The organism is Shuttleworthella sp. MSX8B (genome assembly GCF_000524295.1).
GTDB lineage: Bacteria > Bacillota > Clostridia > Lachnospirales > Lachnospiraceae > Shuttleworthia > Shuttleworthia satelles.
In genome coordinates, this window is record NZ_JAQT01000010.1 from 33,410 (window position 1) to 47,620 (window position 14,211).

The following is a 14,211-nucleotide window of genomic DNA, read 5'->3' on the forward strand; positions in this document are numbered from 1 at the left end:
AGCTTACTCCTCTCTGCTCGCGCTCATTCCGGCACGGCGGTATTCCGTGGAAAAGTCCGGATCATAGAGCTTGCTCCTGGCATAGGTTCGATGGGCGACTGCGTCCCCCACTAAAACCAGAGCGGTCTTTGTGATCCTGTTTTTTCGCCCCGTCTCGGCCAGATCCTTTAAACTGCACAGCCAGCTCCTCTCATCCGCCCAGCTGGCCTTGTAGACCAGGGCTGTCGGCATGTCCGGCGGATACCCTCCCGCGATCAGGCGATCTGCCAGCTCATCCAGCATGGCCGCGGACAGGTAGATGGCCATGGACGCTTGATGCGCTGCCAGAGATTCCATCTTCTCCTTGTCCGGCACGGATGTCTTTCCGTCCATTCGGGTCAGGATCAGGGTCTGACTGACCTCAGGCAGGGTGTACTCAATGCCCAGGGAAGCTGCCGCCCCGAAGGCGGCAGTGACGCCGGGGGTCACATCGTAGGGAATCTTCGCCTGGTCTAAAAGATCCATCTGTTCCCGAACCGCCCCGTAGAGAGAGGGGTCTCCTGTGTGCAGGCGGACTAGATCCAGACCCTCCTCACTGGCATCCAAAAAGACGTCCATCACCGCTTCCAGAGTCATCTTGGCTGAATTATAGATTTTGCATGGCTCCTTGGCATAATTGAGCAGCTCCGGGTTGACTAAAGATCCCGCATAAATAATAATATCCGCTTTTCCAAGCAGATACATACCCCGGACTGTAATCAAGTCCGGCGCCCCGCATCCGGCTCCGACAAAATGTACCATAGTCACCTTCTTCTCTATCTACGCATGGCCCAAATACAATCAGGACCTGTCTTCCCTCTCTGTCTCCGCATGGCCCAGGATACGATCAGAATCCGTCTTCCTCCTCTATCCCCGCATGATCCTGGACGCGATCAGGATCCGCCCTTCTCTTAAGGAGGGCATCGACCCCCTTTGTCCTGGCCAGACAGCCATAGGCGTCCGCATAGGTCATAACTTCAATCTGGATTTTGCCGTCAGCCCTGCGATTGAGATGATAGGAGATCCTTTCCATCAGGTCATTCATCACAGCCGACAGCTTCCCCTCCTGCTGCAGAAGCTCACAGGCGGCCTCCGTTGTGACGCAGTTCAGAAGCTCGCGCAGGAGTTTTTCTTCCAGTCCCTGGCGAATTCCCGCGGCCGCCATCAATTCCAGGCGGCAGTCAGCCATCCTGGAATGCGTGTTCATGATGCCTCCGGCCAGCTTGACCAGCTTGCCAATGTGCCCGGTTAAAAGCAGTTTCTCAAAGCCCAGATCTACCGCCATATCAACCGACTCACCCACGTAATTGGAGATTTTAACCGAGGCGTCCAGGTCATAGCCATAGCTTGTCCTCAGAAAATCTCTCCCGTAATTGCCCGGAGTCAGACAGATGACTCTCTCCCCCAAGGCGGCATGCTGTTTCATCTCCACATAGATGGTGTCCAGCAGGGCCTTCTCGCTCATGGGCTCAACAATCCCTGTTGTTCCGAGCACAGAGAGGCCTCCCACAATCCCCAGCCGCGGATTAAAGGTCGACCGGGCGATCCGCTCTCCCTCGGGCAGAATGACCTGGGCAAAAAAGGGTCCCTGCTCATCCAAAAGGTCAGCCGCCCGGCAGATCTCCCGCGCGATCATATGTCGGGGAACCCGATTGATCGCGGCCGCTCCAACCGGCTGGTCAAGGCCCGCCCTGGTCACCCGTCCGACTCCCTTGCCCCCGTCGATATAGACCTCATGGGACAGGGCCTGTCCCTCAAGATCATGACTGGTCAAAAAGAGCTCCGGCCTCGCGAGCATCTCATCGGGAATCCTGCGGCTGACCCGGACGCCTACCGGCATATCCCTCGTGGCGTCCGGGTCATCTCCGGACTCCTTGCGGACAAAGCATGTCACTGCCCCCTTCTCCACAAGAACCTTGGTCAGCTTCGGCCGATACTCTCTGCCGGCCGGCGTCACAATGGACAGGTCTTTTAACCTGCGACCTGATAAGAGGGTGTAACAGGCGGCATAGGCACAGGCGGCCGCGCAGGAGCCGGTGGTAAAACCAGACTTCAGTCTCTCTCTCATAGACGGCTTCCCTCAATCTGATAGAGCAGGCTGTTGACGATGGCGGCGGCGACATTGCTCCCGCCCTTGCGTCCTGCGTTGACAATATAGGGAACCGGAGTCGACATGATCCGTTCCTTGGAGGCGACCACATTGACAAATCCCACAGGCACGCCGATCAAAAAGTCAGGAATCCATCTGCCGGACTTAATCATCTCATAGACGGACAGCAGAGCCGTAGGGGCATTCCCGATCGCGAGCATCACCGGCCCGGGAAGTCGGCTGGCCGCCTCCATAGAGACAGCAGCCCTGGTGACGCCGCGCTTTTTCGCCTCGGCGGCAATCCGAGGATCCGCCATATAGCAGATCGCCCTGGACTTACATCTGTCCAGAGCCCTCTTGTTAATTCCGGCCAGGACCATGTTGGTATCCGTCACGATTGTTGCCCCGGCCTTGAGGAGAGTGATTCCCCTCTCAACGGCATTTTCAGAAAAACGAAGGGTCCTGACATAATCGAAATCCGCAGAGCTGTGGATGCAGCGCATGACAGTCGCTGCCTGCACGGGATCTAAGGTCACACCTCTTTCAGACAGCTCCTGGCGGATGATCTCCATGCTCCGCGCCTCAATCTCCATGGGCCTGATATACTCGATTTCTGTAAATGCCCTGTCAGCCATCATCGTTCTCTCTTTCCTGTCTGTTTTGAAGGCGACCGCTTCTCTCGTCCCTCTACAATTCTACCAAGAAGACGAATCAATGTCTGATTTTTCTCGTGATCTAAGACAGCAACGCGGTAAAAGCCCTTCCCTAATCCCCGGTAATTACCGCAGTCGCGAATCAGGACCTTTTCTTTTCGCAGGATCTGACCAAGGCTCTGCTCCTCGGAAAAAATCCCCTCCTGTCTCCATTTCTCCTCCGTCGGGTCCGCGAAAAGGATGAAATTGCCCTCTCCCCCACAGACCCGAAAGCCGAGCCCGCCAAGGGCATTTCGAAGATAGCTGTTCTCCTCCTTCAGCAGCTGACTTGTCTCTTTTAAATAGCCGTCCAGTCGGCCGTTTTCCTCCATCCCAAAGAGCTCGTCAAGTGCGATCTGCGCCGGCAGAGAAAGATTCCACTCGGGAAGTCCCCGTCTGATTTCTGCCAGATGCTCGCTGTCCCCAAGCAGATATCCCAGACGCAGGGAGGGAATGGCGAAGGTCTTGGTAAAGGCTCCCAGAATCAGAAGCCCCCTGTGCCAGGCGAAGTACTTTTGCAAAAGAGCCGCGTAAGCCCGCCGGCTGCTCCATACCGCAGAGTCACTCTCCTTGACAGTCCCTTGACTAGACTGGATCCAGTCTTCCTGATCAGGCCCCTTACTGACATCAGGATTCTCACGGGTATTCTCCCCATGCAACTCTTTTTCGAGTTCAAGGTTGCCTTCGGTTCCGGCGTTCGGATTCTGGCGGGCATTCTCCCCATGTAACAGGAGGCTCAAGGGCATGAAGCAGAGGTCCAACATCACAGGGATCCGACAGGCGGCCGCTCTCCTTAAGATCTTCTCAAGCAATTCCTCCCTGATCCGCCCTCCGTTGGGGTTATTGGGGTTGGCAAGCAAAATCAGATCCGGCTTCTTATCCATCTGCTCCAGAAATCCCTCGTCTAAAAGGAAGTCCTCTTCCTCCTGCAGGGGATAGGATAAAAGCTCCGCCCCAACCGCCAGGGCCGCGCGGCGGTATCCATAGAAGGATGGGTCCGCCAGCAGAACCCTGCGGGGTCTTTTGACGAGAAAATAGGTCATGAGGAGCTCTGAGGCGCCGCTTCCGAGAAGAGAGCCGATTTTCTCCCCTTCTCTCTCCGCTTCTTCTTCCTCTTCTTTCCCCTCTCTCTCTGCTTCTTTCTCTTCTTCTCCATCTACTTTCGGGACAGAATCATCCGGGATATTTTGCCCTTTTCCCCTCTCATATGCCTTTCTTTCTCCTGAAAGTCTGAGAAATCCAAGCAGCCGCTTTTCTTCTTTTCTGTGGTCCAATTGGGGATAGCGATTGAGCCAGACCTCAGGCTTATCCAGAGCCCTTTTGATTTCCTCCGGCGGCCCCAGCGGATTGACATTGACGGAGAAATCCAGGGCGACAGGAGACTGATAGATATTTCCGCCGTGTAAATCCATATATCTCATATCTCCTAAATCATCATTCTCTAACTTTCGCTTAATCCCCTTGCGTTGGCGCTATTCGCTGTGCAAGCGGCCTTCTTCCCAGGAACTCAAAAACAGTTGATGCCTTCTGTCGATGTCTTCTAAAGAAAGACAACTAGCAGGAGCAGGACCATCAGCCCAAGTCCCCAGACGATCCCGGTCGTCAGGTACATAAGATGACAGGCCCTTGGAATATCCTCCGCCTCAATCTCCCTGAGAGGGTCGCCGATGGTAGACTTGTGAACCGATTTGCCGAAGTATGAGGCGTCTCCTCCCAGCTGCAGCCCAAGAGCTCCGGCCATAACAGACTCCGTCTGAGCGGAGTTGGGACTTTTGTGACAGAAGCGGTCTCGTCGAAAAATTCCAAGAGCGCGCGAGCCGACTCCTCGCCCCCGCCAGATAAAGACGGCGGCGATCATGCTTAAGGCCGAAAGACGGGAAAAGGGGAAATTGACCAGGTCATCCAGTCTGGCTGCGGCAGTACCGAAGTCACGGTAGCGGTCATTTCGATAACCAATCATGGAATCCATGGTATTGATGGCCTTGTACACGAAAGCCAGGACGGGACCTCCAAGCCAAAGGCAGCAGAGGGGAGCTATCACACCGTCCGAGCTGTTCTCCGCGACAGTCTCAACTGTCGCCCTGCAGATTCCCGCCTCGTCCAGACTGTCGGTGTCTCGTCCGACAATCATGGATACTGCCCGGCGGGCCGCCAAAATATCATGCTTTTTAAGAGCATCATACACTTTCATACTCTCTGTAGCCAGACTGCGGGCCGCAATCGCCTGCCAGCCCATAATTGACCAGAGGGCGACCCCGAAAAACCAGTGCAGATGAAAAGCCAGCGCCAGAAGTCCTCCCGTAAGAGCGGCCGTGACCAGGACGATAAGGAGGACGAGGATTCCTCCCCGCAGGCGAGCGGATCTCCCCTGCCGGATGAGCCAGTCCCTTTGCTCCGCCTGTGTCTTGCCAGAGGATTCAGATGACCTCTCCTCTTCCCGCGGATAGAGCCGCCCTTCCAGTATCTGAACCAGCTTTCCCATGCCCCGAACGGGATGCCAGAGCCAGTGGGGATCCCCTAAGAGCAGATCCATTGGTAAGACTAAAATCCAGGCAATCATTGCGTAAAGGCATAGGGTTCTCATTCTTTTTCTTCCTCGAGCCTGAGAGGGACAAGGTCTGTCAGGTGCAGGCCATGTCCAGAATCCAGCATGATAAGACAGGCGAAGCCCTCTCCATTGGCGCACTGATAGTCAAAATAGCCTCCGCCGGCATAAGCGGAAAGAATTGTCATGATCACGCCTCCGTGCACAACAGCCGCCACATTTGGAATCTCTCGCTTAGAGCTCTCATCTATGCTCTCAAGGAGGATTCCCCTCTCCCCCGGGGTCCAGGTCTCCATCTCTGTGACCACCCTGTCAAATCCCCTGAGAACCCTTTCTCGAAAGGCAGCCCGACTCTCCCCCTCGGGGAAGTCGCCTTCTCCCCCTCCATGAATCCAGGATTGATAGTCTCTGTCTGTCTTCAGTTCCTCGTAGTTGTGCCCCTCGAACCTGCCAAAATAAATCTCCCTCCAGTCCTCAATACTCTCCTTTAGCACCTCCGGATAGAGCAATCCCGCAGTCTGACGGCAGCGCATCATGGGGCTCATATAGAGCTTGAGCAATTGGGAGGGGGCGGGCAGATAGGGAGCATGCCGCAGGGCCTTCACAGCCAGCATGCCCTCCATGGACAGGTCTTCATCGCTGGCCGAGCCAATGTAACGCCCCTGGGCATTGCCCTTGGTCGCGCCATGGCGAATGAAGAAAATCCGTCCCAGACAGGACCATTTGCGTGCATCCTCAATCTTCCAACGGACCATTGCGCTCTCCATCCTTTAAGACCTGACCCAGGCCGGCCGTCACCATCTCCACATGTCCTGCCCGCGCAGCCATCCTGACCTGCAGGCGACCAAGCATCTCCCGGTAAATGCGCTCTCCCGGATCCAGGGGGACAATGCCGTTTCCCGCGATATCTGAGATCACGACCAATTTGCCGCAGGTCCGATCGGCCTGTCGGATTACTTCCAGGCATTCATCCAGGAAAAGATCCTCCCACTTCTCCTGCTCGCGATAAGAAAGCTTGGACAAATGCTCTGGCAGGCGGTTTTTAAGCATTTCCCTGACAAAAGAGTGAAAGTGGTTCCAGATTCTTAAGGCATCCGTCTGCTCGAAGACGCATGCCAAATCATCGCCCCGGCAAGGCAGATGGGATCCCTCCACAATTTCCGTCCTGGCGGCCGGATATTTTCCCAGGACATATTGCATTTTCCCCTGGGCGTAGCCCCCGAGATATAAGTCCAGACTCATCTGTCACTCCTAACCAACTCTTATCAAAAGACCGCCGCTTTCCGCGGAATCTCACAGCAGAGAACTAAAAAATATCCCAGCAGACGAGGTCTGACCAAAATCCCACAGGAACAAAGACCTGGCCGAAATTTCACCAAAACAGACTGACCAGGCCGGCTGAAAGAGCCATTGTGACCTCGCTGTAAGACACAAACCAGCCTGCCAGATCCCCGTTGATTCCGCCAAACTCCCGCCCGGACTTCCAATGGTAGTAGAGAAAGCTTGCGCCGCCTGCGATCAGGACAAAGAGGCCCGGGACCCCTCCCAGGATCAGAATCCATAGACTGGCCAGGATCAGCTGCAGGATGAGAAGAAGAAGCGCCTTCTTCCGATCGGCCGCCTCTGCGAAAGAGGCTACCGTCCCGCCGCCGGACATGGGCGAAAAGGTCAGCACAGATAGAGCGCTTAGAATCCGACTCAGCCAGAAAATGCCTGCCACGGCCCCAGGAAGAGCTTTCTTGCCGCCCGGATCGAGGATTACCGGGGTGGAAAATTGTCCTGTCTTATCGAAAGACTCCAGAAGGATACAGACAGCCGCCAGGGCAAAAAGCAGGAGGCAGACGAAAGAGATCACCGCGAAGGCTCCCGTATGGGGATCCTTTAGGATCCGAATCTTTTCCTCTCTCTCTCGATAGGAATGAAGGGCGTCGGAAGTATCCATAAAACCGTCCAGGTGGATCGCCCCGGAGATCAGGATCGGCAAGAGAAGCAGAAGCAATGCCAGGGGAAGCCTGGGAAGAGACAAGCGATGCGCCAAAGTCAGCAAGAGCATCTCTCCCAGACCGATCACCAGACCGACCAGGGGAAAGAAAGCCATGACAAAGCGCATGTCTCTCTCCTCCCAGTCAAACTGGGGAACCGGAATTTTTGAGTACATGGAAAAGGCAATCGCCAGCGAACGAAGCATCCCTTATCTCTCCTTCAGCAGCACAGGCAGACCCGCAAAAACTTCTGTGACCCGGTCCGAAGCCCGCCCTAAGCGCCGGTTGATCAGACCTAATTGCGCAATGTAATCCTGCGTGACCTCATCATAGCAGATTCCGTCCTCGTGGACATTGTTGCTGACAATAAGCAGATCTTTGCAGATCTCTCTCAGGCTTAAGATCCCCTCGCAAAATCTGTCCGGATCATAGGCCATGGCATGGCGATCAAAGATCTGATTGGCCAGGAGGTTGGAGACGCAGTCCAGGAGAATGACTCCCTTTACAGAAAAGGTCTGCAGATGAAGCGCCTTTCCTCTTTTCAGGCGGTCTCCCGCCTCTGCCTCTCCCTTGACAGGATCTGATATCAGGCCGGTTAAGAGGCACTCTCTGACCCTGTCACAATCCAGGTTATAGGGAATTTCCAAGCTGACAAAGCCCATTCCCCTCCTGCGCCTGACATGACGATCAATTCTGGCAAGGGTCTCCGGATCATTCCCTTTCATGGTCGCCAGATAGAGCAGGAGCTGATTCGCCGCAAGCCTCAGAGCCTCCTTCTCCGCGTATTCGGATTTGCCGCTGGCGCTTCCGCCCAGGATCAGATGCATCATAAGCTCTCCCTCTGGTAGGCATCCATACCGAGCTTTTCAAAGGTCTTTGTGGAGGTGTAGACCAAAGCGGCTGTCTGCAGCAACTGCAGCGCCAGAAGGGCTCCCGTTCCCTCCCCAAGGGCCAGATCGGCGTGGATGATCGGATTCAGCTTCAGGACCCGCATGGCATGGGACATGCCCGGTTCTCTTCCCAGATGAGAGGCCAGGCAGACCTCTCTTGCTCCGGGACAGAGACGGTCTGCAATCAGAGCCGCGACAGAGCTGATCAGTCCGTCCAAAAGCACCGGAGTCCGGGTCTGGTTGGCTCCAAGAATCAGGCCGACCAGGGCGGCAATATCAAAACCGCCGACCTGACAGAGAATGGCCAGAGGATCCGGATTCTCCCGGCGACATGAAGAATAGAAAATTTCTCTGGCCCGGTCGATGACCTCTCTTTTTTTGGCCAGTCTCCGGTCCGACAAACCTGCCCCCCGCCCAGCCACAGCCTCCGCCGGCAGGTCAAGAAGGGCAGAGAGGCAGGCCGCGGAAGTCGTCGTGTTTCCGATCCCCATCTCTCCGGTCAAAAGCAGTCCAACTCCATCCTCCTTCGCCCGCGCAGACTCCTCAATCCCGACAGAAATCGCGGCAAGCGCCTCTTCCTCCGTCATCGCGCCCCGATGAATCTCAATGCTTCCGTCAGAGCAAAAACCGGACGGGGATATCTCTTTCTCCGTCATCGCTCCCCGGCTGATTTCAGCGATATTTTGCGCGAAAAGACCTCTCTCTTCTTCCGTCCTGCCGGAAGACCAGCTCTGCGCAAAGTTTCTGCTTCCCCGGGCGACCTTGGCGCAGATCACAGAGGGGTCTCTGGCGTCACAGGCCATCCCAACGTCTACAACCCTCAGCTGACAGTCGCAGCGAGCGGCAAAGATGGCGGACGGAGATTCCCCGCAGGCAATGGAGTCGGCGACTAAGGCGGTGACCTCCTGTCCGGTCTGGCTCACCCCCTCCGCAACAATCCCATTGTCGGCGCACATGACAAGAAGTCGGGGCGCTTCCAGAAGATGATCCGCATTTCCCAGAATACCGGCCATGCGAATCAGATCCTCCTGCAGAGTTCCAAGACCATCCAAAGGCATGGCCACCTTATCCCAGCGGTCTCTTGCCTGACACATTGCCCTTTGGTCAGGCACAAGCGCCTTGATTTTTCTAATTTTCTCCCTACTGATCATCATCTCTTCCCTGACCTTAAAGTATACCCAGAGGGCATCCTTCTAAGCACCGATATTTAGGCTACGCTTAAAATAGATATTTCCCCTTATCGTCTCAATTGGATATTTCCTCTTATCGCCTCAAATGGATATTTCCCCTTAACATTTCAAATGGATATTTCCCCCTATCAGCTCAAAAGAACGGATTTCTGCCTTGTCCCATGAACCATAACTTACCTGCTCCATCCCATAAACTGCAGCCTATAAATTTAAGATTTTCTCAATTTGTCTCATATCCATGTGGTCTTGCAGACAGTCAGCCAGGAGGTCATATTGCTTCCCGGCAAAGTCCGCCGCTTCTCTTGGCTCATATCGCTGACTGAGTCCCTTTTTCTCCGCGATGGCATTTAAAAGGGCTTCCGCGTTTCCGGTCCTGTCAAAAATCCCATGGACATAGGTCCCCAGCACTGATCCCAGAACCATTCCCTCCGTCCTTAAATCATCCTTCATTAGATCATCCTTTTCAGTAGATCCATGAATTGACCCTTGTAAAGAAGTGCTTTGGACCTGATCCAAACAGACCCAGTCCTCCCGGTCTTTTCTTCTGTCCTTAGGAGGGAAGTCCACAAGATTCGTCTTTCCCATGTGAATCTCGTAGCCATTTAAGGGCCTTCCACGTAAGCAGGACCAAAAGCCCGGCAGATCGTCAGAAAAATGTCCTTCGACCTGAGTCAGCTCCTTGTTTCTTTCGAGCAGAGTCTCATGGGGAAGCAGACCTAAGCCCTTACAGCTTCCTCCGCCTTCCAGGCCCTGCGGATCTGATACTCTCTGGCCCAGCATCTGATAGCCTCCACAGATGCCCGCCACAAGGCCTCCCCTCTCCGCGAATTTCCGGATTTCCTCCGCCAGACCGACCTCTTTCATCCATTCCAGGTCTGCCGTCGTGTTCTTGCTTCCCGGAAGAATGACCAGGTCTGCCCTGCACAATCGATCCACTGACCTGATATAGCGAAGAGATACCCCCTCTCGCCCCTCAAAAACGGTAAAGTCAGAGAAATTTGACATATGAGGCAGGCGAATCACGGCAATATCAATTGCGTCTGACTGCCCATCCCGCAGCCTGTTCGAGAGCGAATCCTCCTCGTCAATGATCAGATCCATATGAGGTATGACGCCCAGCACCGGAATCCCGACTTTCTCCTCCAACATCGCGATCCCCGGATCCAGGAGGCTCTGATCACCCCGAAACTTATTGATCACAAAGCCGCAGATGCGCCTTCGCTCCTCACGCGGAAGCAGGGCCCAGGTTCCATAGAGCTGGGCGAAGACTCCGCCCGGATTAATATCTCCAACCAAAAGAACCGGAGCGTCGATCATCCGGGCCAGCCCCATGTTGACGATGTCCTCTGCCTTGAGATTGATCTCAGCCGGAGAACCTGCCCCCTCGACGAAAATAATATCATGTCCGGCAGCCAGCCGCCGGTAAGCGTCCATGATCCGCGGAACCAGGGTCTTCTTATATTGGAAGTAGTCTCTGGCCCTCATATTGGCGAGGGGTTTGCCTGAGACAATGACCTGGCTTCCCACATCGCTGGTCGGCTTTAAGAGAATGGGATTCATGTCAACAGAGGGCTCAATTCCACAGGCCTGCGCCTGCATGGCCTGGGCCCGTCCTATCTCCAGGCCCTCCCTCGTCACAAAGGAATTGAGGGCCATATTCTGTGACTTAAAGGGAGCGACCCGATAGCCCCGGCGGGCAAAAAGGCGGCAGAGACCGGCCACCAGAAGACTTTTTCCGACATTTGACATCGTGCCCTGAACCATAAGAACTCTGGCCATGCTCACCTCCCGTCTTCTACCATGATTCTGCCTGTCACTTTCTCTGCTATTGTAGCTTAATCCGAACCATCCATCGAATCAAACAGCCGCCTGTCATTTTACACACCTCAATGGTAGCTTTTGCAAAGACTGCCTGACATCATCCATCGAAGCTTGAGACCCGCAGAGGAAAAGAAAAAAGCACCGGCAGAGCCGATACTTCTTCTGGGTTGGGCTGTTCATTGATTGAACAAACAGTTCCTAGCGGAATCGAACCGCTGTTTTCGCCGTGAGAGGGCGACGTCTTAACCGCTTGACCAAGGAACCCTATGAATTGCAGGTGTTCATGACACCAGCAGTTCCTAGCGGAATCGAACCGCTGTTTTCGCCGTGAGAGGGCGACGTCTTAACCGCTTGACCAAGGAACCGGATTCATTGTTGTCACAAGAGAGACAACAATGAAATGATACATGAGCTGCGCGCTCAATGCAAGTCTTTTTGTTTGAAAACTTATCAATCTTCGTAGCCGTTCGGATTGGACTTCTGCCAGTTCCATGAATCAGCGCACATCTCCCTGATTCCGTACCTGGCCTCCCAGCCCAGCTCTCTTTTGGCCTTTTCCGCAGAGGAGTAGCAGGTGGCAATATCACCGGCACGGCGAGGCTTGATCGAGTAGGGAATATGAATCCCGGTGGCCTCTTCGAAATTGTGGACAATATCGAGAACCGAGTAGCCAATGCCTGTACCCAGGTTATAGATGGACAGGCCGCTCTTCTCCTCCAGCTTCTTAATCGCCGCTACATGTCCGCTTGCCAGATCGCAGACATGGATATAATCCCTCACTCCGGTACCGTCAGGCGTATCGTAGTCATTTCCAAAGACACCCAGCTCCTTGAGCTTGCCGACAGCAACCTGGGTGATATAGGGCATAAGGTTATTGGGAATGCCGTTGGGATTCTCTCCGATACGGCCGGACTTGTGAGCCCCGATGGGGTTGAAATAGCGGAGCAGAACCACATTCCATTCCGGGTCCGCCGTGTGCAGGTCGGTCAGAATCTGTTCCAGCATCCACTTGGTCCAGCCATAGGGATTGGTGCATGTTCCCTTTGGGCAGTCCTCTGTAATGGGAATCTGTGCCGGATTTCCGTAGACCGTTGCCGACGAGGAGAAAATGATGCTCTTGCAGCCGTGCTGGCGCATGACGTCAAAGAGAACCAGGGAACCGGAAATATTATTCTCATAGTACTCCCAGGGCTTGGCGACAGACTCACCGACTGCTTTTAAGCCGGCGAAATGGATAACCGAGTCAATCTTCTGCTCCTCAAAGAGCTTGTTTAAGCAGTCGCGATCTCTGATATCCCCTTTGTAAAAGGTGACCTTCTTGCCTGACAACTCCTCGATCCGGTCCACAACCTTTGGGCTGGCGTTGACCAGATTATCTAAGATCACAACCTCATAACCGTTCTCCAAAAGCTCCACACAGGTATGACTTCCGATATAGCCGGCACCACCGGTAACTAAAATTGCCATGTTTATCCTCCTCATTGTCTGCAGAACAACATTCCGACACCGCCGCCTTTTTGCCTTTGAACCGATAAGCAGAGAAGAGGCAAATGCCTTCCGTCTCGGAAACTGCGCTTATTTTATCACAATACAGCCAGACAATCGAATATCAACGCCTCGCACCTGTAAATTAGAATTTTGATAACATGTAATACGCAAGAATTTATAGATGAAATCATTCACGAAAGAGCTTGATTTCATAAACAAAAAGAGAGATAGCCTGATCAGGATATCTCTCAAAAAACATAGAAAACAGGTTAAAAATACCTTACTTAATCTCAGCCTTTGCGGTCTCAACCAAAGAGGCAAAGCCCTCCGCGTCATTAACTGCCATCTCGGCCAGCATCTTGCGGTTCAGGTCGATGCCGGCGCTCTTGAGGCCGAACATGAACTTACTGTAGGACAGACCGTTGAGACGCGCTGCCGCGTTGATACGGGCAATCCAGATACGACGGAACTGGCCCTTGCGCTGACGGCGGCCTGCGTATGCAGAAGCCAGCGCGCGCATCACGGACTGCTTAGCCACGCGATACTGCTTGGAACGCGCTCCTCTGTAGCCCTTAGCCAGCTTTAATACTCGATTGTGCTTCTTCTTAGCGTTATATGCGCCCTTAATTCTTGCCATCTTAATATCCTCCTGAGAATCTCAATTACATGTAAGGTAAAATCTTCTTCAAGCTCTTAACGTTGCTTGCGTCGGTGATTGCGGACTGACGAAGATTTCTCTTACGCTTGGTGGTCTTCTTGGTCAGGATATGGCTCTTGAAAGCCTTGTTTCTCTTAAGCTTGCCGCTGCCGGTAGCTGTAAAGCGCTTGGCCGCTGCTCTCTTTGTCTTCATCTTTGGCATTATCTTGTCCTCCTGTTAATTCTTCTTGACTGCCAGCACCAGACTCATGCTTCTGCCTTCCATCTTAGGTGCCTTATCCACTGATGCGATATCCTCCAGACTCTCGGCGAACTCCTCGAGAATGTGTCTGCTCGCAGAGACATGTGCCATCTCGCGGCCCCTGAAGCGCAGGGTGATCTTCACCTTGTTCCCCTTCTCGAGGAACTTGCGCGCAGCCTTGGTCTTGGTCATGAGATCGTTGGAGTCGATATTCGGTGACATGCGAATCTCCTTGAGCTCAATCTGCTTCTGCTTGCGCTTGGCCTCCTTGGCCTTGCGGGCCATCTCGTAGCGGTACTTGCCGTAGTCGATGATCTTGCAGACAGGCGGTTTCGCCTGAGGGGCTACCTTGACCAGGTCAAGCTTTGCCTCGTCGGCGAGCTTCTGCGCCTCGCGGGCAGACATGATACCAAGCTGCTCTCCGTGAACTCCGATCAGACGAACCTCGCGGTCTCTGATCTGTCCATTGATCTGTAATTCGTTGCTAATGGTTACACCTCCGGGAACATACCCAAATATTGCATGAAAAAAGTGGACAGGCAGACTATCCACTTACAAGTCACAAAGATAAAAATCCTGTGAATATGCAACCGCAAG

The 14,211-nt window shown here is 54.0% G+C and carries 15 protein-coding genes and 2 tRNA genes; all 17 read right to left on the reverse strand.

The window, feature by feature from the left end; all coding sequences use genetic code 11:
• Positions 1 to 3: 3 nt before the first annotated feature.
• A complete protein-coding gene (gene cobM, locus HMPREF1508_RS02130; RefSeq protein ID WP_044959001.1) occupies positions 4 to 780 on the reverse strand; it encodes a precorrin-4 C(11)-methyltransferase in 777 nt (258 codons plus the stop codon).
• Between the two features lie 85 nt (positions 781 to 865).
• Positions 866 to 2,086: a cobalt-precorrin-5B (C(1))-methyltransferase CbiD gene (gene cbiD, locus HMPREF1508_RS02135; RefSeq protein WP_049906843.1), complete on the reverse strand. Its 1,221-nt coding sequence runs from the start codon at positions 2,084 to 2,086 to the stop codon at positions 866 to 868.
• Entirely contained in the window at positions 2,083 to 2,745 is a 663-nt protein-coding gene (locus HMPREF1508_RS02140) for a precorrin-8X methylmutase (protein ID WP_044959004.1), read from the reverse strand. Before HMPREF1508_RS02140 ends, cbiD begins: the two co-directional genes overlap by 4 nt.
• Positions 2,742 to 4,211: a pyridoxal phosphate-dependent aminotransferase gene (locus tag HMPREF1508_RS09585; protein WP_049906844.1), complete on the reverse strand. Its 1,470-nt coding sequence runs from the start codon at positions 4,209 to 4,211 to the stop codon at positions 2,742 to 2,744. The genes HMPREF1508_RS02140 and HMPREF1508_RS09585 overlap by 4 nt, the downstream gene beginning before the upstream one ends.
• Before the next feature lie 128 nt (positions 4,212 to 4,339).
• The gene (cbiB, locus tag HMPREF1508_RS02150; RefSeq protein WP_044959007.1) at positions 4,340 to 5,359 is read right to left on the reverse strand and encodes an adenosylcobinamide-phosphate synthase CbiB; all 1,020 of its coding nucleotides are present in this window, start codon (positions 5,357 to 5,359) and stop codon (positions 4,340 to 4,342) included.
• Positions 5,360 to 5,379: 20 nt separating this feature from the next.
• On the reverse strand, positions 5,380 to 6,099 hold the full coding sequence (locus HMPREF1508_RS02155) for a histidine phosphatase family protein (RefSeq protein WP_044959008.1): 720 nt from the start codon (positions 6,097 to 6,099) through the stop codon (positions 5,380 to 5,382).
• Positions 6,080 to 6,586, reverse strand: coding sequence for a bifunctional adenosylcobinamide kinase/adenosylcobinamide-phosphate guanylyltransferase (locus HMPREF1508_RS09590; RefSeq protein WP_049906847.1), 507 nt, complete (start codon positions 6,584 to 6,586; stop codon positions 6,080 to 6,082). The genes HMPREF1508_RS02155 and HMPREF1508_RS09590 overlap by 20 nt, the downstream gene beginning before the upstream one ends.
• 130 nt (positions 6,587 to 6,716) lie before the next feature.
• Positions 6,717 to 7,532 (reverse strand): adenosylcobinamide-GDP ribazoletransferase, encoded by an 816-nt coding sequence (locus HMPREF1508_RS02165; protein ID WP_044959010.1) that lies wholly within the window; start codon positions 7,530 to 7,532, stop codon positions 6,717 to 6,719.
• Positions 7,533 to 7,535: 3 nt separating this feature from the next.
• Entirely contained in the window at positions 7,536 to 8,156 is a 621-nt protein-coding gene (locus tag HMPREF1508_RS02170) for a bifunctional adenosylcobinamide kinase/adenosylcobinamide-phosphate guanylyltransferase (protein WP_044959012.1), read from the reverse strand.
• The gene (locus HMPREF1508_RS02175; protein ID WP_044959014.1) at positions 8,153 to 9,370 is read right to left on the reverse strand and encodes a nicotinate-nucleotide--dimethylbenzimidazole phosphoribosyltransferase; all 1,218 of its coding nucleotides are present in this window, start codon (positions 9,368 to 9,370) and stop codon (positions 8,153 to 8,155) included. Before HMPREF1508_RS02175 ends, HMPREF1508_RS02170 begins: the two co-directional genes overlap by 4 nt.
• A 237-nt stretch (positions 9,371 to 9,607) precedes the next feature.
• Positions 9,608 to 11,185, reverse strand: coding sequence for a cobyric acid synthase (locus HMPREF1508_RS02180; RefSeq protein ID WP_044959017.1), 1,578 nt, complete (start codon positions 11,183 to 11,185; stop codon positions 9,608 to 9,610).
• 234 nt (positions 11,186 to 11,419) lie between these two features.
• Positions 11,420 to 11,491 (reverse strand) — tRNA-Glu (locus tag HMPREF1508_RS02185).
• Positions 11,492 to 11,520: 29 nt separating this feature from the next.
• Positions 11,521 to 11,592 (reverse strand) — tRNA-Glu (locus HMPREF1508_RS02190).
• 85 nt (positions 11,593 to 11,677) lie between these two features.
• Complete coding sequence (gene galE / locus HMPREF1508_RS02195) at positions 11,678 to 12,694, reverse strand: UDP-glucose 4-epimerase GalE (protein ID WP_044959019.1); 1,017 nt, start codon at positions 12,692 to 12,694, stop codon at positions 11,678 to 11,680.
• A 301-nt stretch (positions 12,695 to 12,995) separates the two neighbouring features.
• Entirely contained in the window at positions 12,996 to 13,352 is a 357-nt protein-coding gene (gene rplT, locus HMPREF1508_RS02200; RefSeq protein WP_006906292.1) for a 50S ribosomal protein L20, read from the reverse strand.
• Between the two features lie 25 nt (positions 13,353 to 13,377).
• Entirely contained in the window at positions 13,378 to 13,575 is a 198-nt protein-coding gene (gene rpmI, locus HMPREF1508_RS02205) for a 50S ribosomal protein L35 (protein ID WP_006906293.1), read from the reverse strand.
• 15 nt (positions 13,576 to 13,590) lie between these two features.
• Positions 13,591 to 14,133: a translation initiation factor IF-3 gene (gene infC / locus HMPREF1508_RS02210; RefSeq protein WP_408640212.1), complete on the reverse strand. Its 543-nt coding sequence runs from the start codon at positions 14,131 to 14,133 to the stop codon at positions 13,591 to 13,593.
• Positions 14,134 to 14,211: the final 78 nt, after the last annotated feature.